Consider the following 22,897-nt stretch of genomic DNA (forward strand, 5'->3'; position numbering starts at 1 on the left):
CGCGAGCGAGACGCTCGCACTGTTTCGACAACAGGAAAAAATCAAGGTTGGCCGCGAGCGAGACGCTCGCACTGTTTCGACAACAGGAAAAAATCAAGGTTGGCCGCGAGCGAGACGCTCGCACTGTTTGTAAAATCAAACATTTTCCCAGAAAAAAGGATATTTTTGAGGTGTATCTGACAAGTTGGCTTTGACAGGATTTTGTTTGATATATTCCCACGTATTGATAAAATTTTGGCGGTTGCTAATAATTTCATCGTGTCGCCCATCTTGCCAAACTTTACCGATATGCTTCATTACTTTAGGAATTTCTTTAGAACTGAAACCTTTAATACTGTGAAGAAGACTACCAATTGACCAGTATTGCAAGTCAGATTTACGAAAAGGCTGAAGCAATAAATGTACATGATCTGGGATAATAACGGCAGCGAATAGTTGATATCTTTTGTTGTGAAAGTGCAAGGTAGAATCTAGAACAACTTGTCGAGCTTCGGGAGTTAATTCTAGTCTTTCCCAGGTAACGAATGTTATGAAATAGATATCTTTGGGTAGGGGTAATTGAAGGAATTGCTGTTTGAATGACATGGATTTGCCTCAAATTTATTAGGGTTTTGATAGAGTGCGAGCATCTTGCTCGCGAGGTAAAAATTGCGGTCGGAAAAATTCAGTGCGAGCATCTTGCTCGCGAGGTAAAAATTGCGGTCGGAAAAATTCAGTGCGAGCATCTTGCTCGCGAGGTAAAAATTGCGGTCGGAAAAATTCAAGGTTGGCCGCGAGCGGGACGCTCGCACTGTTTCGAGAAGAGGGAAAATTCAAGGTGAGCCACGAGCGAGACGGTCGCACTGTTTACCAATCTTGGCTGCGTAGCCGACGACCCGCTAAGGCCCGCACTTGCTCTTCTGCGTCGGAAACTGCAAGCGATCGCAACAACGGCACAACTCCCGGATTTTCGGGATAATGTTCGATAATCGCTTCGAGTGCTGTAAATCTGGGATTGTAAGGAAAAGAACCGTTTTGATTGTCAGGATCGCTCAAAGTTCGATCGCGCAAAAACTCAAACATTCCCGGCTCGTCTTTCCATCCCCGCATTAACTCTACCAGGGCGATCGCCCGCACCTGCGAATCTTCATCCTTTTGAGCTCTACTTTTGAGCCACTCGAAAGTTTGAGACTGATTTGTTCGCCCCCGGGCTAACTTTTGCAAAGCGATTTGCCTGACAGCGGGACTCTCATCGCCCTCTGCTTGAGCCTCCAGCAGCATCCAAGTTTCAGGATTGTCTGGCCAGTTGTAAGCGAGTTCAAGCACCGCCGCTTGCCGCACCAGCGCTTCCCCAGAATCGAGCTGAATTTTCAGCCAAGACAAGGTTTCCGGGTGGTCGGGCCACCCCCGCACGATCGATCGCACTAGCACGCTCAGCAGGTGAGAATCATGCTCCAACTCGACCCGGCTTTTGAGGAAAGGCAGCGTCTCGCCCCGGTGAGACCAGCGTTTTGCGATCTCTTCCACCGCAGTTTCTCGGACGTTGAGGTGTCTGTCTGACGCGGCGAGATTTTGCAACCAGCCAAAGACTTCGAGACTTCCTGACGCCACTGCGGCGACAGCCTCCACTACTACTTGCCGCACAGTCCAGTAATCCTCGGAATCAGCTATTTTTTGCAGCAGGGGCAGGGTTTCTGGGTGGTCGGGCCAACCTGCGGCTATCTGTTGTAGGGCTATTTCTCGCAGGTCGGCGTCGCGATCGCCCAATGCTATATTTTTCAAAAAAGTCAGAGTTTCGGGGTTCCCGGGCCAGCCAGAGGCAATTGCTTGCACTGCTGAGCGCCGGACGCTCGAACTCGCGTCGGACTCGGCTTGAGTTTTCAGCAGCGGGTAAATGTCTGGTTCGTCGGGCCAGTGCGAGGCCAATTCTTCTAAAGCTGCTGTCCGCACTTCTTTACTGCTGTCGGATTCGGCTAGGGTTTTCAGCAGCAGGCCAACGTCGGCTGCGGCGGGCCAGCCCGCTGCCAACTCCCGCACCGCTACGGTTCGCAGGATAGAACTTCCTGTCTGGGCCAGGTTTTTGAGCAGGGAGGCCGTGCCTAAAAGGCTGTGCCAACCTCTGGCTATTGCTTGCCACGCTGCGACTCGCACTCCCAAATTTTCGTCGGATTCGGCGGCGGTTCTCAGCAGCAGCAAGGTATCTGTGCGATCGGGCCAATTAGAGGCTAATTGTTCGAGTGCTGCGGTGCGAACTGCGGGACTTCGATCGAACTGAGCCAAGGCAGTCAGCAGCGGCAAGGTATCGCTCGTGTCTGGCCAACCAGAAGCCATTTCTCGCACACAGGTCGATCGCACTGCCCAGCTTGGATCTGATTTGGCGAGGTTTTTGAGCATCAGGTAAATTTCTGGCTGGTCTGGCCAACCACGGGCTATTGCTTCGACTGCTGTGGATCGGACTTCGCCACAGTCGGTGGAGTGAGCGAGTATTTTCAGCCAGGGCAGGGTTTGCGGGTCGTTTTTCCAAGTTTGGGCGATCGCCGCGATCGATCGATTGCGAATTTGATAAGTTTCCTGCAATTCTTGAGCGCTTTGATAAAGAATCAGGAAACCCGTACCGTATTGCGATAACTTTTTTAAAGCGTTTAACAGTTTTTTGGCGGTTTTTTTATTAACATCATTTTTAACTTTTAACAGGCATTGCGCTGCTAAAAACAAATTAATAAATTTTTCTTGTTGACCGTTCTGATCTGTGAGATATTCTATAATTTGGCTCGCTGTTTCTTTGTCGAGCTTAGCTGCAATTTCTCTGAGGACTTCGTGCAAAGATTCGTCCCGCCAGTGCTGGCCGAAAACTTGTATGTTGAGTTCGCCCCAAGTCAGTTGACCGATTTTGAGTTGGGCATGGATTAACTCTGCTACAGTCTGGGGATTATTTTCGGAAACAAGTTTTTTTAACAACATACCGATACCCTGCCCCTTAAGTTTGTTTGCATTGACCATCCTCGCATCAGCTCGGATATTAGTTGAGATTTTTTTGAGCGATGCTGGAGTATGGAACCAATCGACTCTATTTTATACGAAAAATACTGAGTCGGGAGGGCCCCAATGCAAAACCCGCCAGCACCCACAGGAATGTTAGGTGTTGGCGGATGGCGATCGAATAATTAAGCCGCTGAATCTAACTAACAGCTACTTGGACGCGAGCGGCTACAACCCGAACCGCAAAAGTAGGAATCTTTACCGTTTCATCATCCAGACATTGCCCGGTAGTGAGACTAAAGTTTTGCTTGTAAATGGGAGAAGCAACTTTGAGAGTGCCGTTGCGATCGCCCACAATTCCCCGCGACAAAACAAAAGCTTTACTAAACGGGTCGTAATTGCTAAGCGCATAAACTTCATCTCCGTTTCCCACTCGGAAAATCGCCACTTGTTCGCCTTTAACTAAAGCGCAAACTCCAGTATAAGGGGCGATCGCATCCAGAGAACACACATCTACCCAAGTTGTTACTGTATCGGAAACTTGTAATGATTGAACCATCTTCTTTTCCTGTTAGTTTACTTCAATCTCGTTCCCAGTCTCCGGCTGGGAACGTAGGTTTCGAGGCTCTGCCTCGCCTCGCGGAAGGAGGCAGAGCCTCCCGGAATTCATTCCCAGGCAGAGCCTGGGAACGAGATTCTTGCTCCCTCCCCTGATTCCAATCTCGTTCCCACTGTCCGGCTGGGAGCGTAGGTTTCGAGGCTTTGCCTCGCGTTTTGAGGCTCTGCTTTCTTTTCCTGTTAATTTACTTCAATCTCGTTCCCAGTCTCCGGCTGGGAGCGTAGGTTTCGAGGCTCTGCCTCGCCTCGCCGAAGGAGGCATAGCCTCCCGGAATTCATTCCCAGGCAGAGCCTGGGAACGAGATTAATACTCTTGTCCCCCCCTTATTAAGGGGGGCTAGGGGGGATCGATTATTCCGAAACTCCAGCGAGAGCCTTTTCATGTTCGTTAGCCGGCCGCGTTTGTCCCCGTTCCGCAACACGAACAATACTCGGATCGGGCAAATCGGAATTCACAAAATGCTGGAATCGCTGCACCTTTTGTGGGTCTTCAATCGTCGTTTTCCACTCACATTGATAAGTATTCACTAAATGTTCCATCTGCGCTTCTAATTCAGCACAAATTCCCAGAGAATCCTCAATTATTACCTGTTTCAAGTATTCAATCCCGCCCTCAAGTTTGTTCAACCAAGTAGCAGTGCGTTCCAATCTGTCTGCCGTGCGGATGTAGAAAACCAAGAATCGATCGATATACTTAATCAGCGTTTCCTTATCGATATCCGTCGCCAGCAAAACCGCGTGTTGTGGCTTAATGCCGCCATTGCCACACACGTACAAATTCCAACCATTCTCTGTCGCAATTATCCCAAAATCCTTGCTTTGAGCTTCGGCGCATTCGCGAGTGCAACCAGAGACAGCAGATTTGAGCTTGTGGGGCGATCGCAAACCACGATACCGCAATTCAACTTCGATCGCCAAACTCGTAGAATCCTGCACCCCAAAGCGGCACCAAGTGCTACCCACACAAGATTTGACAGTACGCAGAGCCTTACCGTAAGCGTGTCCCGACTCAAATCCCGCATCAATCAACCGACGCCAAATATGCGGCAATTGATCCACACGAGCTCCAAACAAATCAATCCGTTGCCCGCCAGTAATCTTAGTATAAAGCCCAAAATCCCTGGCAACTTCCCCCAAAACAATCAACTTATCGGGAGTGATTTCTCCCCCCGGTATTCGCGGCACCACCGAATAAGTACCGTCGCGCTGAATGTTGGCCAAAAAGTAATCGTTCGTATCTTGCAAACCAACGTGAGACTTCTCTAAAATATGGTCATTCCAAGTAGAAGCCAACATCGAACCAACAGCAGGCTTGCAAATTTCGCAACCCTTACCTTTGCCGTGTCTTGCAATCAACTCCTCAAAGGTTTTAATCTCTTGAGAACGCACTAAATGGTACAATTCTTGACGAGAATATTCAAAATGTTCGCAAAGATTATTTTTGACTGCAAACCCAGCTTTCTTCATCTCCGACTTGAAGATATCTGTCACTAAAGGCACGCAGCCACCGCAACCCGTCCCCGCTTGAGTGCATTTCTTGACGCTGGCAACATCGGTTAAATTATAATCGCGAATCGCTGCACAAATCTGCCCTTTGGTAACATTATTGCAAGAACAAATTTGAGCCGAATCCGGCAAACTGTCTACTCCAAAGCCGGCCGGTGATCCCCCTTCTCGCGGTGGCATTAACAAATCTTCGGGATGCGGCGGCAGAGCAATTTCATTTTGCATGAATTGCAGCAAAGTGCCGTAAGCCGAAGCATCTCCTACGAGAATTCCGCCTAAAATTCGGCTGCCGTCTTGATTTAAAACTAATTTTTTGTAAATGCCTTGGAAGGTGTCAGTGACAACAATTTCTTTAGCATCGCCCGACTTGGGAAAAGGCTCTCCAAAACTAGCAACATCCACCCCCAATAATTTGAGTTTAGTGGACATATCCGCACCTGTAAAAGTGCTTGTGGGACGGGCATCTTGCCCGTCATCCGCTGCACGGCTCAAAATATCTGCTGCTACACTTGCCATTGTATACCCAGGCGCAACTAAGCCGTAGATGCGATTTTGATAAAGGGCGCATTCTCCGATCGCATAAATGTCAGGATCGGAGGTTTGGCAGCTATCATTAATCAAAATGCCACCGCGTTCTCCTACTTCTATACCGCAACTTCTAGCAATTTCGTCGCGGGGGCGAATGCCAGCAGAAAAGACAATCATATCTGTTGCCAATTCCGAACCGTCAGCAAACAGCATTTTAGTAACTTTGCCATCTTCGCTAACAATTTCGGTGGTAGATTTGCTGGTATGAACAGAAACCCCCAACTCTTCTATTTTGCTGCAGAGAATCGCACCGCCAATTTCGTCAACTTGCACGGGCATCAGCCGCGATGCAAACTCAACAACGTGAGTTTTTAGACCCATATTTTGCAGAGCATTAGCACATTCTAGACCTAACAAACCGCCGCCAATCACTACACCTGTTTTGCAATTTTTAGCGTAATCTGACATCGCTTCCAGGTCGTCAATTGTTCGGTAAACAAAAGTTCCTGTAGCGTCTTTGCCTTTAATTGATGGCACAAATGGATAGGAACCGGTCGCGAGAACAATTTTGTCGTATGGGACTTCTACACCGTTGGCTGAAGAGACTATTTTGTGTTCCCGGTTAATGGCGACTGCTTTGTCGCCGATATAAATTTGGATGCCGTTTTCTTGATAAAATCCCGGTGGAACTAAAGATAAATCTCCCGCTGTTTTGCCAGAGAAAAATCCGCTGAGGTTTACGCGATCGTAAGCAACGCGCGGTTCTTCACAAAAAGTAATTAAATTCCAGTGTTTGGCAGCATCCGAGCTCACCATTAACTCCAGGAACTTGTGACCTACCATGCCATTGCCGATTACAATGAGGTTTTTTTTGGCTGTCATTAGAATCTCTTTTATCCCGTTTATCAGTCGTTGGGTTAATTAATATAAGACTTTATTATAAACTTTTGTACTTATATATACAAAAAATGGAGATTTATGCAATTGTCGAATACTTCCGATTGCATTTTTGCATGATGTGTGCGATCGACTTAAGTAGGTGCGTCAGTCGATTTTAGATTTTAGATTTTAGATTTTAGATTTTAGATTTATATCATGTCAGGTCGATTACCCGAAATCAGGTAGGGGCGGGTAAACCTGCCAATATCTGCCAATAATTGACAATCTCAAAAACCCGCCCGGCCGGGATATTATGGTCAATCGATCAGACATGATATTACTCGACCGTTAAGTAGGGTGCGTCACGTCTTTTTGACAAAACGATTAACATTTTTACTGTGACGCAGCTTACAGTTTTCTAATTTTTAATTATTATTTAAGCTCCCATGCCCGAATACTGCTTCAAGCCCTGCCGCCAAAGCCAGCGATTCCACACAAAAAACACCGCACTCCAACCCAACATTACCAACAAACCGCGGCCTAGATCTACGGGCAATCCGATCAAGATTGAAGCGGGAAAATGAATCAAATAAGGAAAAGGCGTCCACAAAACTACTTCGCGCACGGGTGCGGGAAACACTTCTAGCGGCGCGACAAGTCCCGATAAAAATAGGTAAATTAGAAACCAGAATTGCTCGATCGCACTTGCCCTTTCCAGCCAAAAAGCAAACAGCGCAAAGGTATACTGTATCAAGAACCGCAAGCAAAAAGCCAAGACGATAACCAACAAAAACAGCAAAAACCTGCCCAAACTCGGCAGCCAAAAAGACTGCGGGTAAAGTGCAAAAAACAGCAGCGCTAATCCGCATACAAACGGCAGCCTCGCAAACCTTTCGGAAACGTGAGATGCGAAGTGGTGCCATACAGGATCGAGAGGCTGCAACAATCTATTAGATAGCCTGCCTTGCACTACTTCCTTTTCAAACTCCCAAATCACCCAAACTACATTTGTTTGCCGGACAATGAAAGCCGCTAAAAAATAACGGGCAAAGTCGATCGCATTCAGCCCAAATTGACCAGTTTCGGCCGCCTGCATCCAGACGCCCATCAAGATAAACGGCAAAGCTCCCGACAGCGCCCACAAAAACAATTCCGCCCGGTATTCGAGCATATAAGCGTAGTAGGTAACTAGCAAAGTTTTAGCAATTCTCACAATTCTGTTCATATCAATTGTAGATTGAATTTTTCGGTGTTAGCAACGGGCAAGATGCCCGTTCCACAAAAACACTAAATCTCTAGTGGAACAGGCATCTTGCCTGTTCAATTTTTCGGTGTTAGAAACGGGCAAGATGCCCGTTCCACACCACATTGAAACTTTAGTGGAACAGGCATCTTGCCTGTTCAATTTTTTGGTGTTAGCAACGGGCAAGATGCCCGTTCCACACAACATTGAAACTTTAGTGGAACAGGCATCTTGCCTGTTCAATTTTTCGGTGTTAGCAACGGGCAAGATGCCCGTTCCACAAAATATTGAAACTTTAGTGGAACAGGCATCTTGCCTGTGCAATTTTTCGGTGTTAGCAACGGGCAAGATGCCCGTTCCACAAAATATTGAAACTCTCGTGGAACAGGCATCTTGCCTGTTCAATTTTTCGGTGTTAGCAACGGGCAAGATGCCCGTTCCACACAACATTGGAACTCTAGTGGAACAGGCATCTTGCCTGTGCAATTTTTCGGTGTTAGCAACGGGCAAGATGCCCGTTCCACACCACATTGAAACTTTAGTGGAACAGGCATCTTGCCTGTTCAATTTTTTGGTGTTAGCAACGGGCAAGATGCCCGTTCCACACAACATTGAAACTTTAGTGGAACAGGCATCTTGCCTGTGCAATTTTTCGGTCTTAGCAACGGGCAAGATGCCCGTTCCACAAAATATTGAAACTTTAGTGGAACAGGCATCTTGCCTGTTCAATTTTTCGGTCTTAGCAACGGGCAAGATGCCCGTTCCACACAACATTGGAACTCTAGTGGAACAGGCATCTTGCCTGTTATGGAGAATGAAGCCAGCCAAAAACATTAAACTTTTCCCGTGCGAAAAACTCGACCAATTACCTCTTCAATTGGCGGATCGGTAACAGTCAAATCTATCACGTCCAAGTCCGCCAAAATCTTCGCCACGCTCACCGTCAGCTCTTCCCTTTTCACCAAAAACCGCACCGATTGTCCCTCAATAGATTCTACCTCCCCGTAAGCAAAAGCACTATCTTTTGCCAGCGGCTTAGCTAATTTTACCTGAACTTCCCGATAAGGTGCAAACCTGTCGAGCAATCCGTCCAAACTGCCATCATAAACTAATTGCCCTTCATGGATTAACAAAACGCGCTTGCACAAAGCAGTAATGTCAGCCATGTAATGGCTCGTCAATAGCACCGTTGCTTGATAGCGCTCGTTATATTCTCGCAGAAATTGCCTGACGCTAAACTGTGCGTTTATATCCAAACCTAAAGTCGGTTCATCTAAAAATAATACCTCCGGCTGGTGCAGCAGCGCCGCCATCAATTCAGCTTTCATGCGTTCGCCTAAAGAAAGCTTTCGTACCGGCTGATTTAACTTGCCTTCTAGTGACAGCATCTCTGTCAATTCTCCGACTCGCCGCCGATAATCTGCATCGGGAATGCCGTAGACAGCGGCATTGATTCGCAGAGAGTCAAGCACAGGTAAATCCCAAATTAACTGCTGTTTCTGCCCCATTACTAAGGTGATTTTTTGCAGAAAATCTGCTTCGCGACGGAAAGGAGTACGATCGCACACTCTCACAGTACCCGCAGACGGATAAATCAAACCCGTCAGCATTTTCAGCGTAGTAGTTTTGCCCGCACCGTTAGCACCTAGAAACCCCACGACTTCCCCCGGTTCAATACTGAAAGAAACGCCCTCAACTGCTTTGATATTGCGGTAAGTGCGACTAAAAAAATGTCGCACTGTTCCTTTAAGCCCCGGTTCTTTAATCGCTACCGGATAAACTTTGCTCAAGTCTTCAACTAAGATAATTGGCATCGGCTCAAATTTTAACTTTTATTTTAATCTAGGGTATTTCCATCAGGCTTGTGCCAAGATGGAGCGATCGAGCTGTCTAGTAGGGTGCGCCAGCGATTGCTCGATCGCGAGTCAGGAAGTAACTCTGTTCTGGCGCACCCTAATAAGCTGTAGAATATTGCACAATATCCATGCTCACATCGCATCAAGTTTACAAATATGGTACTCACACCAGATAATTCAGGCATCTCTCGTTTGGTAGGAGACAATTCTCCTGAAAATATTACACTTGCACCAGGACAACTTGCTAGTTTTCCTGGGGGACTTTGGATGGTGGGCGGCAATGATACTGTCAGGGGTTCGTCAGATGCAGAACGGATTTTCGGCAACGATGGTAAAGACAGTCTGTTAGGCGGTGTCGGCAATGATTCTATTTACGCCGGCAAAGATGATGACGATGTTTTGGGAGAAACTGGCGACGATTTCTTGACAGGAGATAGAAATAGCGATTTCCTTGATGGGGGTGCGGGAAATGATTTGTTGCGCGGAGGACAAGGTGTTGATTTGTTAGTGGGCGGAGACGGTAATGATACTTTAATTGGCGACAGAGATGTGGATATTTACCAAGGTGGTGGGGGGAGCGATGTATTTGTTTTTAGAGTCGATCAAGCGGGCATCCGAGTAGTTGGAATTGAAGTTCCTGACGCGGCAATTGTGGATTTTGATAAGTCTAGCGATTCGATTGGAATTAGTGTGGCATTTACCAGCAGCAATATCTCTTTGGAACAGGTAACTTATAGCTTGAACGATCCGAGACTGCTGCTGATCAATCCTGCAACTATAGCGGGGGGAACGAGTTTGTTAGCCAAGGGTGGCATCTCGCAGCGAAGTCTAGATCCCGATGGCAACGGCCGTGTAGAAGCTACTAATATTAGATTCGGTGTTACTAATGCTTTGTTGGGTACTGTGTTGAACGTGACCCCAGCCGATTTAAACGGTCGTTTTATTAATGCTAATTCTTTGCTTTAATTCGTTGCTTATATATCTCTAGTAGGGTGCGCTAGGCGCACCTTACCCATTACCCATTATCTAACTCACCGTCAAAACTGCGCGATAGCGCACTTGATTGTCGCGGACTTTCTGGATTGCTTCATTCGCTTGTGCGATCGCAAAAACTTCGACAATCGGCTCAATCTCAAACTTCTCTGCAATTGCCAGCATTTCATTAATCATAGCGCGACCGCCGATGAGAGAACTCACAATTCGGCGTTGCTTCATCAGCAGCGAAAATAACGGAATGCTCAAAGGTTCGTCGGGAACTCCCACAAAAGCAAGCGCACCGTTAGAATCGAGAAAATCAATGTACGGAACCCAATCTAAAGCAGCAGGAACAGTGCTCAACAAAATATCTAATTTGCTGCTGGGGGCTTGAGGAACTTCACCTTTTCCTACTACAATAGCTTCGTCCGCTCCCATTTTATGTGCAAATTCTGCCTTATCTTGGGAAGTAGTAAAAACTGTAACGCGGTTGCCTAATTTTTTCGCAAATTGCACCGCCATGTGTCCCAAACCGCCGATGCCGAGAATTCCAATTTCTTGCCCGGAACTCATCCCCGCATTTCGCAAACCGGCGTAAACCGTAATTCCGCCGCACAACAGCGGCCCCGCTACGTTGGAATCGATGCCTTTGGGAATAGGAAAAGCAAAGCGGGAATCTACCATCAAATAATCGGCAAAACCGCCCGGCCCTGTAACAATTAATCCCTGGTTTTCATCGCAGAGATTTTCGTTACCCCGCAAGCAGTCGCGGCACTGCAAACAAGACGACCTTTGCCAGCCGACACCAACGCGATCGCCCACTTTTAAATGAGTCACTTGCGGCCCTATTTCTGCCACTTCTCCGATAACTTCGTGGCCCGGAACGAGGGGATATTTTGATTGACCCCAGTCATTGTCAATCATGTGCAAGTCAGAGTGACAAATGCCGCAGGCTAAAACTTTGATAATACATTCATGTACTTTTGGAGGGGCGACATCGAATTTGTATTCTTCAAGCAATCCGCCTGTTTTTGTAACTGCAAGTGCTTTGATTTGCATGGTGTATGTCCTGGTTTGTTTGCCATTATTATAGTGTTCGGGCGGCTTTCACAGTCTCTTTCTTTAGTTGTATATATTCCGGTGAACATATCCCTAGGACTGATGCGCGTTACTAATAATTTGTCTGGTGCTTGTGGCGCACCTTACCAATTAGCAATTACCAATTAGCAATTACCAATAAGTCTCACAACTTGCCCTTTTCCATTGCCCACTGCATCAAACCGGGGAACAAACGATAAGCTTCCGACGCTACAAAAGCAGGGCCGACGGTAACTTCTGCACGCTGATTTTTCACAGCATCCCAGATAGCTTTAGCAATATCTTCTGGCTGAGTTGCCCACTCAGATTTCAGCATTTTGCTCATTTGCTGACGGCGCAATTCGACTGCGGGTTCGTCTCGATCGCGAAATTGAGCTCTTTCTAAAAAATCGCTGTTAATCAGGCCCGGATGCACGGCGCAAACGTGAATACCTTGAGGCGCTAATTCCAATCGCAAAGTTTCTGTTAAACCGGTTACTGCATATTTGCTGGCACAATAAGCAGTCATTTGAGGCAAAGGCATTTTGCCACCAATGGAACCAACATTGACTATTGTCCCGGTTTTTCGTTCCAAAAAATGTGGCAATATTTCTTGAATTGTGTTAACGCAGCCCCAAAAATTGGTATTCATTAATTGCTGCCAGTCTTCGGAGGTAGTGTGCTCGATCGCCCCCGTGAGACAAATGCCAGCATTGTTAACCAAAACATCGATGTTGCCGCAGGCATCTAGGGCTTTTTGGACGATCGCCCGCACTTGGTGAATGTCGCCAACATCCCCCGGAATAGCTACAGCGGAAGTGCCTTCTCGCTGCACTTGAGCCGCTGCTGCTGCCAATCTCTCTGGCTGGCGAGCTACCATAACTACATCGTAACCTTTACTTGCAAATAAAATTGCTGTTGCTTTGCCGCTTCCTTGAGAAGCGCCTGTAATCAAAACTGTAGGAGCCATAGATAGTTCTAAATTGTAAGTGGAGAAATCGTTCCCGGCGGTATTGAAACTATAACAGAGGTAATCTAATTTTAGGCACGCTCTACATTAATATTTCTTGAGTATAGCAATTTTCTGTGATTTGCGATGAGGCTTTTTTAAACTCACATCTTGCACCATTCTCAAGAACGGGCTCTCCGGCCCGTTCCACAAAAGATAAATTTTCTTGTGGAACAGGCATCTTGCCTGTTCATAAAAGCCTTATTGAGAATGGTGCAACATCTCAGTTTTAACGAACCGCGAAGGCGCGTTAGGCGAAGCCGCGCGTAAGCGCTAGGACACGAAGGAAGAGAGAAGAGGAGAGGAGAAGAAGAGAAGAGAAATTATTCATAATTTGTGCGAAAATTGCTTTGTAAATTTTCCCAATGCCCAATGCCCAATACCTAAAAAATGAATCTTCCGAAACAAGCGCCGAATTGGTCGATCGCCCTAGTGTTAATTATCGGCGTTTTAGCCGTCTCAACTTCCTCAATCTTAATTCGGCTGGCTAACTTTTCAGCAGGGGCGGGCGGTTTGGGTTTCAGTCTGGTACTCGCGGCCTCTCGTCTGACTTTATCTGCTTTAATTCTGCTTCCGGCTTGGCGGAAAATTCAGTGGAACGCCCTGCAACCGGGAGCTCGGCGCTATGCTGCTACTGCGGGTTTGTGTCTCGCCCTGCATTTTGCCCTCTGGATAACCTCACTTTCTTATACTTCGATCGCCGCCTCGACTGCCCTCGTCACCACTAATCCTGTCTGGGTAGCGCTTTTGTCGCGTTTCTGGTTCGGCGAAAAACTCAGCAAAATGTCGATCGCTGGCATTACTATAGCCCTGACTGGGGGAATGGCGATCGCTGGTGGGAGTGCGGGCGCAGCTAATGCCGGCAGCAGCCAACTGCTAGGCGATTTCCTTGCTCTGGCTGGTTCCTGGGCTGTCAGCTTGTATTTGCTGCTGGGGCGGGAAGCTCAGCGGCGGGGACTGGGAATTGGTGGCTATATCGCGATCGCCTATACTGTTGCTGCGATCGTCCTGCTGCCTCTCCCCTTCGCCTTCGGCACTACTTATACTAATTACCCCGACATTGTATATTTTTATATTTTGTTAACGGCCGCTGTGCCTCAGTTAGTCGGCCACACTATTTTGAACTGGGCTGTAATGCAGATTTCCCCAACTCTGGTAACTCTTGCCATCTTGTTTGAACCGGTGGCGGCGAGTTGGTTGGGTTATTTGCTGTTTGGGGAAATGCCGGGGCCGGCGGTACTCGCAGGTGCTGCGGTGCTGCTGTTGGGGGTAGCAACCGCTACCGTCGGAGCAAAAAAAATTACTGTCAACACTTAAGAGTTAACAGTTTTCGACATTGCCACTACAGTTGCCGTGAGTCAGAATAAAACAAATTAGGGCTTAAAAACCCCAATAACTCATCAGTTAAATATCAGTTCCAAACTATCAAATGTCTGAGTAATGACTAATGACTAATGACTAATGACTAATGACTAATAATACTCGGCTGCCTTTCGGAGAATAAAATTATGCTGCCAGAACAACTACAGCGGATCATCGGCTACTTTATCGAAGAAGCCACAGAACAGAGCCAAATTATCGAACAAGGCTTGCAGGACCTGCAAAACACCGTGGCAGCTCCCCAAAGAATACACCAGCTCATCCGAGCCTCGCACTCGATTAAAGGGAGAGCAGCTATGCTCGGATTTAGCAGCATTCAGCGCATTGCTCATCGGTTGGAGGATTATTTAAAGCTGCTGAGAGAATGTCCGATCGCCATTGATAGCAGGCTACAATCGCTCTTAACCGAAGTTTTTGATATTTTAGCAGCCCTCGTGTCCAAGGTTTCTAAGGGTTTTGGGCTCAACCACGAAGACGCAAGCCAAATGCTCTCCCTCGCCGAACCGGTTTTTGACGAACTCGACGCTTACCTGAGAGTGCGAATTCCCACTCGCCTGACTCTGAGAGCTACTACGGACGAACATATTCACGTTTTCTCCGGTTACTGCACCTCCCTGAGCGAATTTTCCTCGGCTATCGCTTCGCGCGTCGGTTTGCTCGGAGGCACTATTACCCGCCACGAGCAGGATAGCCAGGGCATACGCCTTTGTGTTGACATTTACCTGCCGCCTTACACCAGGATCGAAAACATCCGCCAAGGTGTCGAACTATCCGGTGCTATTATCGGGAATGTTCAGACGCAGCGCGACTTTTCGCTGCTGGCGAATGCGGATTATCCGGTTTACCAAAGTGCGATCGAACCTCCCGCAATTTGCATCGGATGCCGCTACTATTACGGCAGAAGCGACGGCGGCTACCTGCTCAACTGCACGATCCATCCCCGCGGCCCGGAAACAGAAGATTGTCGCGATCGCGAACCGGAATAACCCCTGAAAACTCAGCCCTCGGAAGCACGATTTGCCTCCCGAAAAACTCTTCTGAAACCAATATTTTCCCTGAAACTTTTCACATTACCCCCTGCCAAATTCTTTTTGAGTTGCTAGATAACTATATCTGTCTCTCTTAGACAACTAAATCCTTCTTCCTTCTGAAAGCTCCCCTAACAACTGATACCGCAACTCGAATTAATTGCATCATGCTTGCAGGATGAGCGATCGCCCAGACATTGATTGTCAGACAAGTGATTGCCATAACTAGCAAGATGTATGTCGGAGGCATTACTACCCCGATCGCGAACCAGGTAAAAACGTGAAATATCATTGCTGTAGCCCAAAGGGTGGCCACAACCACAGACGCCCAAATTTGCATTCGAGGTCGGTTTAGTCCTGTCAAAATCGCTGTCTGCAAAGTAGTCAGCAAGTTGGCCGGAACTAAAAAGGCACAGATAGCTATGCAGTAGGTATAAGAAAACTCGGTAACTGTATTGAAGTCGATCATCAGTCTAATTGTCGGGCCTGTTGGGTATACTTAAAGAGCTTAGCGTGACTTGACTTTCAGATCTTGTCACCCTTACCTTAACTTAATATTTCAGTAAGTAGGCCGCTCTGGAGACGCATTTCTCTCCCCCTTTTCCAGCAGGCAAAATTTTACCACAAATATTAAAGTTTGGGGGAAATTATTAAACATACTTGAAGAATGGCAACAATTGCTATGATAATTAACATAGGGAAGCGATAGTATAGAAGAGCCAAGTCTGTAAAATATCTAGAAGGCTGAGGCGGCTTGAACAGCAACACATACGGCAGGCTGATTTTCGACTCAATCATTTTTGATGCGCTGATTCTCGGATGATGGATTCTCAGTGTCCGTCAAGGGATCGAGCCGTTATGCGATCGAACAATATGAGATTATTATGGAAAAGCCAATTTGCTCTCAAATCTCAAATCAATAGAACCCTCTAGAAATTTTACAGCGGAAGACAAAGAAAATGGATCTACAAATCACAATTCCCGCACTCGAAGAAGTTGACTTGACAAACTGCGACAGAGAACCCATTCACATATCGGGGCATATTCAGCCACACGGGGTGCTACTTGTTGTACGAGAACCTGAACTAGAAATACTGCAAGTCAGTGAAAATACGCAAGATTTGTTAGGAATTGATGCAGAAAGTGCGATCGGTCAAGATTTGAGCTTATTATTCGATAGAGTTCAACTAGAAAAACTCAATGCCTGTTTGCGAAAGGAAAACTTAAAAACAGTCAATCCCATTAAACTCTCTGTCAAAAAAGCGGGTCAATCTTTAGAATTTGACTGCATCCTTCACCGAGGAGAAGAAGGTTTGATGGTAGAGTTAGAATTATCCACCAGCCCAGAAAACCTTTCTGTTTTTAGCTTTTATCATTCAGTAAGAGCCACGGTTAGCAAAATTCAAAGTGCCAAAAATCTCAAAGAATTATGTCAAATAACAGTAGAAGAAGTCAGGAAAATATCGGGATTTGATAGAGTTATGGTCTATCAATTTGACCGCGAAGGCAACGGGGCTGTAATTGCTGAAGACAAAGCAGAAATGCTGAGTCCTTTCTTAGGATTAAACTACCCCAGCTCAGATATTCCCAAACAAGCCAGACAACTGTATGCGTTAAATTGGCTGAGGTTAATCCCCGATATTAATTATCAACCAGTCCCCCTTGTTTCAGGAAACAATGCTCTTACCAACCAGCCCCTAGACCTGAGTTTCAGCGTGTTGAGGAGCGTTTCTCCCATTCACATAGAATACCTGCAAAATATGGGCGTTGCAGCTTCGATGTCAATCTCGTTAATCAAAGACAAAAAACTGTGGGGATTGATTGCTTGCCACAACTATACACCAAAACACCTCAACTATGAATTGCGCGCCGCCTGCGAATTTATCGGGCAAGTAATGTCTTTAGAACTGCAATCAAAAGAAGGAAACGAAGACTACGACTACCAACTACACTTAAAATCTATTCTCACCAAGATTTTTGAAGACATATCCACGTCCGAAAACTTGTCACAAGTGTTAGTTAAATGTCAGCATAATTTGCTAGAAGCAGTCAACGCCCAGGGAGCAGCAATAGTATTTGGAGACAATTGCTATCGAGTCGGGCAAACACCTCAGGGAGAAGCGCTCAAATACTTAACTCAGTGGGTGCAAAATCACCTAAACAAAGAAATATTTTCCACAGACTCGCTGACCAAATGCTATCCAGAAGCTGAGGAATTTAAAGACACTGCCAGCGGGTGTTTGGCCATAGCAATATCCCCGACTCAGAAAATCTACGTTTTGTGGTTTCGCCCGGAAGTAATTAAAACCGTAAATTGGGCGGGCAACCCCAACAAACCAGTTGAAAAAGATGAAGAGGGCAACCCTCGACTTTCTCCTCGGAAATCCTTCGAGCTGTGGAAAGAAAATGTGAGGTACAAATCGTTGCCTTGGAAACAATGCGAAATAGACGCTGCATTGGAACTGAAAAAAGCCATGATTAATATAGTGCTGTGTCAAGTCGATAAACTCGAAAAATTAAATACAGCACTAGAAGCCTCAGTCGCCAGAGAACGGGAAAAAACTGCTAATTTAAAAACAGCGATGTCCGAGCTTAAGCGGGCGCAAACTCAATTGGTGCAAAGCGAAAGAATGTCAAGTTTGGGACAGTTGGTGGCGGCGGTAGCTTATGAAGTCACTAACCCGATTAACTTCATCTACGGCAATCTTAGCTATGCTAATGAATACAGTCAAAAAATGATCGAGTTATTGCAGCTTTACGATCGGAACTATCCCTCGCCTTCGCCAGAGATTCAAGCACAAATAGAAGCAGTAGAATTAGAGTTCATAGTTGAAGACTTACCGAAGTTGCTGGGTTCAATGAAAGTAGGAGCTAACCGCATCCGCGAGATAGTTCAGTCGCTGCGAAATTTCTCTAGAATTGACGAAGCAGAGATTAAACCCGTTGACATTCACGACGGATTGGACAGCGCTTTGTTGATTTTGAGCAACCGACTCAAACCGAAGCCCGATCGCCCCGCAATTCATCTCATCAAAGAATATGGCTCTCTGCCTTTGGTTGAGTGTTACGCAGTTCAAATAAACCAAGTATTTATGAATGTACTGACAAATGCAATTGATGCTCTCGAAGATGCCTTTGTCAACAATAACTTATCGTCTCACGGCGACGAAGAACAGCCAATTAAGTACGGACAAATTCGGATTGTGACTGAACTTTGTCCCGGAGAAAAAGCCGTAGCAGTTCGGATCAAGGACAACGGTTGGGGCATGGAAGAAAAAGTTTGCCAGAAAATTTTTGAGCCGTTTTTTACCACAAAACAGGTGGGCAAAGGTGCGGGGATAGGTTTGGCGATTAGCCACGAAATTGCGGTAGAACAACACGGTGGCAAATTAACTTGCATTTCCGCCCCCGGAGAGGGAACCGAGTTGATTATTGAGATTCCCTTGAGCCAGACTCCTCCCACACCCATTGTCAAGTGAAAAAAAGTCCGCGCTAGCGAAGCTATCTTCCCGCAGGGGTTCCCGAAGGGTAGGCGAGGAAATCGCCCCAATTCAAAAATCGAAAATTCGATTAAAATACAAAAGCAGCTAAGTAGATTTGAGCCAATTCAGAGGAAGCTAGTATGACTGAAAAAAAAACCGCCCAATGGGATGCCGGCCGGTTTCTCAAAACCTTGGCTTATTTCGGCGTCATTCCCTTCATTGGCAGCATTAGCTGGCTGCAACAACTCTTTGGAAGCAGCAGCCAAACTAAAAAAGACCAACCCAAACTAATACTGGTAGCCGGTGCCACCGGCGGCGTCGGGAAGCGAGTTGTCAAGCGGCTGCAACAGCGGGGATATAGAGTGCGAGCCCTCGTCAGAGATACCAAAAGAGCAACAGAAATTCTCGGCAAAAATGTCGAGTTAGTCGAAGGAGATATCACTCTGGCAGAAACCCTAACACCGTTAGTAACCGAGGGCATAGAAGCAGTTATCTGCTGTACCGGCACAAAAGTTCAACCGGTAGAAGGAGACACCCCAACGCGGGAAAAATACTATCAAGGCATCAAATTTTATATGCCGGAAGTTGTCGATGTTCCCGAAATCGTGGAATACAAAGGCCTCAATAATTTAGTGCAAGCTGTTCGCCGCCAGCTAATTCAAGCAGGCGAAAAAATAATTTTTGACTTCACAAAACCCAGCCAAGATTTAAAAGAAACTTGGGGAGCCCTCGACGACATCGTGATGGGCGGCACCAGCGAAAGTTCTATCCGGCTGACAGACAATACAGCTATCTTCACAGGCAATGTTTCTACCGCCAACTCGGGCGGCTTTGCTTCGGTGCGTACCCGCAACTTTGAGACTCCGCTGAATCTCGCAGGATTTAGCGGCCTCCAACTGCGTGTCAAAGGGGACGGCAAGCGCTACAAATTGATTGTTCGCAACGAAGCTAAATGGGATGGAATTGGGTATTGCTATTCGTTTGATACTGTTTACAATATCTGGATTACTGTCACTGTTCCTTTTGATCAATTAATTCCAGTATTCCGCGCCAAAACTGTCAAAGATGGCTCTAAATTTGATGCCAGCACTATTTTTTCTTTTCAGTTAATGTTGAGCAAGTTTGAATATGATGGCGCGCTCAACCCGAAATTTACACCGGGTATTTTTCAACTGGAGTTAGAATATATTAAAGCTGATGGGGGACAGACTTTGCCGCGATTTGTGATGGTGAGTTCGGCAGGAGTTACCCGCCCTGGCCGCCCTGGAATTAACTTGGAAGAAGAACCGCCGGCAGTCAGGATGAATGATATGTTGGGGGGGATTTTGACTTGGAAGTTGAAAGGGGAAGATTGTGTGCGATCGAGCGGCATACCTTATACTGTTGTCAGACCTTGCGCTTTGACTGAAGAACCGGGAGGCAAAGCTTTAATATTTGAGCAAGGAGACAATATTAGGGGCAAAGTCAGTCGCGAAGATATTGCAGAATTGTGCGTGGAGGCTTTGGAACAACCTCAAGCTTGCAAGGTTACTTTTGAGGTGAAAGAGGGGGAAAATGCCAGTTCTCCCGGAGACTGGCAGGCTTTGTTTTCGGGAGTTAAATAATTATTATTTGTAGGGTCGAAGTCTAGATCCCCCCTAACCCCCCTTAATAAGGGGGGGACAAGAAATCTTTTCCACGACTCAGCGCCGGTGCGCCGAATAGCATCCTACAAATGCGAGTTTTATAACTGGTTCCCAGGCCTTGCCTGTTAACGAGTAAAATTACCAATTACCAATTACTATGCCTTTGACTTTTTTGCGACGAAACCTGACTCCTTATTTGTTTTTGCTACCTGCTTTATTTATTTTGAGTTTGACTGTTTTGTGGCCGGCGGTGCAAGCTTTTTATTTGAGTTTTACCAACTACGAATATGATTTGACTCAAATGCCGCAGTGGGTGGGGTTGAAGAATTTTGAGAGGTTGTGGGGCGATCGAGTATTTTGGCAAACTTTGACGAATACGCTGCTATATCTCACCTGTGTTGTGCCTGTATTGGTTGTTCTACCGTTGGGAATGGCGATTTTGTGCAATCAAAAACTTAAGGGGATGAACTGGTTTCGTGCAGCATACTACACGCCAGCGGTGATTTCAATGGTTGTCGCCGGGATTGCTTGGAAGTGGCTGTTTGCTGAGACTGGATTGCTGAATCAGTTGGGGGAATTGTTGGGTTTACCTCCTGTTTCTTGGCTGGCTAATCCGAAGTTAGCAATCTTTAGCGTCATGGCGGTTACTATCTGGAAAGGATTGGGCTATTACATGGTGATTTATTTGGCAGGGCTGCAAGCTATTCCGGCAGAACTTTATGAGGCGGCTGCTATTGATGGTTCTGATGGTTTGGGAAAGCACTGGGATATTACTGTGCCGCTGATGAAGCCTTATTTAGTTTTGGTAGCGGTAATTTCGGCGATTTCTGCTACTAAGGTTTTTGAAGAAGTTTATATTATGACTCAGGGCGGGCCTCGCAATAGTTCTAAGACTGTGGTTTATTATCTTTACGAACGGGCTTTTAAGGATTTGGAAATTGGCTATGCTTGTACGATCGGGCTGGTTTTGTTTTTGCTAATTTTGGGTTTGTCGATTTTGCAAGTTAGCCTTCAGGGTTTGACTCGCAATGATTAAGATGTATTACTGATTAGTAGTGACTGAGATATTGCACCATTCTTATCTCAATAACAGGCAAGATGCCTGTTCCACAATAGATCACATCTCAATAACAGGCAAGATGCCTGTTCCACAATAGATCACATCTCCAGAACAGGCAAGATGCCTGTTCCACAATAGATCACATCTCCAGAACAGGCAAGATGCCTGTTCCACAATACATCACATCTCAAGAACAGGCAAGATGCCTGTTCCACAATAGATCAAATTGCTTGTGGGGTGTCCCGCCCTTCTAATTTCTACTAATTTTAGACTTGAATCTCGAAGTAATGCGATCGCTCACGGTTTTGGGCAGGTCTTATTGGTGAAATCACAGGTATAAATATAGGGTTTCTGCCAGTTCAGAGGAATTTCTAATAAATCTCTGGTTCCGGTCATTCCCTGTCCCAGAAACAGCAGCACAGCGATCGAGTTCAAGATCACATGGATAGTGCGCCAGCGATTTGAGCGGTCTTTGTAAATGTCTTCAATGATGGCAAGGGAAAAAACCATAATTAGCGCAGCGGTGATGCCAATGTAGTAGTGAGACCAATACCATTCATTGGTTCGCCGATAAACGCCATCTTGAGTGCCAAGAATCACCAAACCAGTACCTGTTAGGGTCGCAAATATGCCGCGCCATAAAGCGGGTGTCGCTCGATATAGCATTACCAAAGAGCCGATCGTAGCAACAAACATCAGAATGATGAAAATGACCTGAAACGAGTTTTTGCTCCAAACATCCTTGCTCAAAATATGCTCAAAAATCGGGTAGGCTAGACCCACCAACGTCACTCCTACCACAGAACCTGACAGAATTCGACCTGCTTTGACGTGTTCGGAACCGACTACAGGTGGAATTTTGCTCTTGGTGTCGATCGCAATTTGCTTCCGACGCTGCATAGTTTGCCACGCCATATTCAGAACAACACCAAGCATAGGAAAAACAATCACTACAGCTAAAATAGGATGCAGCAAACCCAGAAAATCTTTAAATTCCATAGAGTTCCTTTTTTGTTGAGGAGGGTTGGCTTCATCAACCCGGTTTTTGCGATACATAATATCATACCCGGCGATCTAAGCACAGTAAGTTTGTAGTCAGGACTAATAGTGATTATTCAGCCGCATAGAGAGGGCTAAAGTCCTGACTACAAACACGCTTTATGAGGGGTAATTCACCGGAGATGTTAAGCAATAAGAAGATATATAGCAATCGTAAATCATTTGCATAATTATTGTAGGGGTAGTGCTACCCCTACAAATTTATCTGAATCATTTAGGATTGCTATAGCAGTTGCCGTTGGGTGAGCTACAGGTTTCTCAATTACGCAATGGAGCAATTACAATTACCTTGTTCTCAGGGAAATTAAAACTGCTGGCGGTAATGTCAGCGCCGGTTAGCCACTAATTCCCTGCATCACTTTGAGCCTATATGTTACTGGCTTTTCAGTATTGAAGAACTCCTAGCGAGAGTGAAATCACTTCTGCGCCGAACTCAACCAAATGACCCGGATAAGTTATAATTTGAAGACCTAATTTGGAACGGTTTAAGCCCTGAAGTTTAGGGAGGCAATCCACTAATTGAACCCACTGCCAAAGCAGGGTAAACGCATCTTAATTTCAACCTAAAACATGATAAGATCAAGTGTTTAGCTAAATCAAGTGCGTAATTGATA

At 46.2% G+C, this 22,897-nt stretch carries 18 protein-coding genes; 7 read left to right on the forward strand and 11 right to left on the reverse strand.

Annotation, left to right across the window (positions count from 1 at the left end; all coding sequences use genetic code 11):
• Window positions 1–135 precede the first annotated feature (135 nt).
• The 5 genes from QUB16_RS14330 to QUB16_RS14350 form a co-directional block, all read right to left on the reverse strand.
• Window positions 136–585, reverse strand: a complete 450-nt coding sequence (locus QUB16_RS14330) for an REP-associated tyrosine transposase (RefSeq protein WP_333316992.1) — start codon at window positions 583–585, stop codon at window positions 136–138.
• 261 nt (window positions 586–846) lie between these two features.
• Window positions 847–2,940, reverse strand: a complete 2,094-nt coding sequence (locus tag QUB16_RS14335; protein WP_333316994.1) for a HEAT repeat domain-containing protein — start codon at window positions 2,938–2,940, stop codon at window positions 847–849.
• Window positions 2,941–3,157: 217 nt separating this feature from the next.
• Window positions 3,158–3,517: a nitrite reductase small subunit NirD gene (gene nirD, locus QUB16_RS14340; RefSeq protein ID WP_333316996.1), complete on the reverse strand. Its 360-nt coding sequence runs from the start codon at window positions 3,515–3,517 to the stop codon at window positions 3,158–3,160.
• A 410-nt stretch (window positions 3,518–3,927) separates the two neighbouring features.
• A complete protein-coding gene (nirB, locus tag QUB16_RS14345) occupies window positions 3,928–6,492 on the reverse strand; it encodes a nitrite reductase large subunit NirB (RefSeq protein WP_333316998.1) in 2,565 nt (854 codons plus the stop codon).
• Window positions 6,493–6,925: 433 nt separating this feature from the next.
• Window positions 6,926–7,714, reverse strand: a complete 789-nt coding sequence (locus tag QUB16_RS14350; protein WP_333317000.1) for an ABC-2 family transporter protein — start codon at window positions 7,712–7,714, stop codon at window positions 6,926–6,928.
• Between the two features lie 124 nt (window positions 7,715–7,838).
• On the opposite strand from QUB16_RS14350, the gene QUB16_RS14355 reads away from it, so the two are divergent.
• Entirely contained in the window at window positions 7,839–8,624 is a 786-nt protein-coding gene (locus tag QUB16_RS14355; protein WP_333317002.1) for a hypothetical protein, read from the forward strand.
• Here QUB16_RS14355 and QUB16_RS14360 read toward each other — a convergent pair.
• Window positions 8,566–9,546: an ATP-binding cassette domain-containing protein gene (locus tag QUB16_RS14360; protein ID WP_333317004.1), complete on the reverse strand. Its 981-nt coding sequence runs from the start codon at window positions 9,544–9,546 to the stop codon at window positions 8,566–8,568. The two genes, QUB16_RS14355 and QUB16_RS14360, sit on opposite strands and share 59 nt — an antisense overlap.
• 198 nt (window positions 9,547–9,744) lie before the next feature.
• Here QUB16_RS14360 and QUB16_RS14365 point away from each other — a divergent pair, with 198 nt between their 5' ends.
• Window positions 9,745–10,554, forward strand: coding sequence for a calcium-binding protein (locus QUB16_RS14365; RefSeq protein WP_333287358.1), 810 nt, complete (start codon window positions 9,745–9,747; stop codon window positions 10,552–10,554).
• 60 nt (window positions 10,555–10,614) lie between these two features.
• Here QUB16_RS14365 and QUB16_RS14370 read toward each other — a convergent pair whose 3' ends face one another.
• The 3 genes from QUB16_RS14370 to QUB16_RS14380 form a co-directional block, all read right to left on the reverse strand.
• Window positions 10,615–11,622: an NAD(P)-dependent alcohol dehydrogenase gene (locus QUB16_RS14370; protein WP_333317006.1), complete on the reverse strand. Its 1,008-nt coding sequence runs from the start codon at window positions 11,620–11,622 to the stop codon at window positions 10,615–10,617.
• 184 nt (window positions 11,623–11,806) lie between these two features.
• Complete coding sequence (locus QUB16_RS14375; RefSeq protein WP_333317008.1) at window positions 11,807–12,610, reverse strand: SDR family oxidoreductase; 804 nt, start codon at window positions 12,608–12,610, stop codon at window positions 11,807–11,809.
• Between the two features lie 82 nt (window positions 12,611–12,692).
• Window positions 12,693–12,830 (reverse strand): hypothetical protein, encoded by a 138-nt coding sequence (locus QUB16_RS14380; protein ID WP_333317010.1) that lies wholly within the window; start codon window positions 12,828–12,830, stop codon window positions 12,693–12,695.
• A 209-nt stretch (window positions 12,831–13,039) separates the two neighbouring features.
• On the opposite strand from QUB16_RS14380, the gene QUB16_RS14385 reads away from it, so the two are divergent.
• Window positions 13,040–13,966, forward strand: a complete 927-nt coding sequence (locus QUB16_RS14385) for a DMT family transporter (protein WP_333317012.1) — start codon at window positions 13,040–13,042, stop codon at window positions 13,964–13,966.
• Window positions 13,967–14,157: 191 nt separating this feature from the next.
• The gene (locus QUB16_RS14390; protein WP_333317013.1) at window positions 14,158–15,015 is read left to right on the forward strand and encodes an Hpt domain-containing protein; all 858 of its coding nucleotides are present in this window, start codon (window positions 14,158–14,160) and stop codon (window positions 15,013–15,015) included.
• Between the two features lie 136 nt (window positions 15,016–15,151).
• Here the strand turns inward: QUB16_RS14390 and QUB16_RS14395 are convergent, their stop codons facing one another.
• Complete coding sequence (locus QUB16_RS14395; RefSeq protein WP_333317016.1) at window positions 15,152–15,526, reverse strand: hypothetical protein; 375 nt, start codon at window positions 15,524–15,526, stop codon at window positions 15,152–15,154.
• Between the two features lie 490 nt (window positions 15,527–16,016).
• Here QUB16_RS14395 and QUB16_RS14400 point away from each other — a divergent pair, with 490 nt between their 5' ends.
• The 3 genes from QUB16_RS14400 (at window position 16,017) to QUB16_RS14410 (ending at window position 21,200) form a co-directional block, all read left to right on the forward strand.
• Complete coding sequence (locus QUB16_RS14400) at window positions 16,017–18,536, forward strand: ATP-binding protein (RefSeq protein WP_333317018.1); 2,520 nt, start codon at window positions 16,017–16,019, stop codon at window positions 18,534–18,536.
• Window positions 18,537–18,679: 143 nt separating this feature from the next.
• A complete protein-coding gene (locus tag QUB16_RS14405) occupies window positions 18,680–20,143 on the forward strand; it encodes a CIA30 family protein (RefSeq protein WP_333317020.1) in 1,464 nt (487 codons plus the stop codon).
• Window positions 20,144–20,321: 178 nt separating this feature from the next.
• A complete protein-coding gene (locus QUB16_RS14410; RefSeq protein ID WP_333317022.1) occupies window positions 20,322–21,200 on the forward strand; it encodes a sugar ABC transporter permease in 879 nt (292 codons plus the stop codon).
• A 321-nt stretch (window positions 21,201–21,521) separates the two neighbouring features.
• On the opposite strand, the gene QUB16_RS14415 is transcribed toward QUB16_RS14410, so the two are convergent.
• Window positions 21,522–22,223, reverse strand: coding sequence for a DUF4079 domain-containing protein (locus QUB16_RS14415; RefSeq protein ID WP_333317032.1), 702 nt, complete (start codon window positions 22,221–22,223; stop codon window positions 21,522–21,524).
• Between the last annotated feature and the right edge of the window lie 674 nt (window positions 22,224–22,897).

It is taken from the genome of Microcoleus sp. D3_18a_C4, from assembly GCF_036702415.1.
In the GTDB taxonomy this organism is placed as follows: Bacteria; Cyanobacteriota; Cyanobacteriia; order Cyanobacteriales; family Microcoleaceae; genus Microcoleus.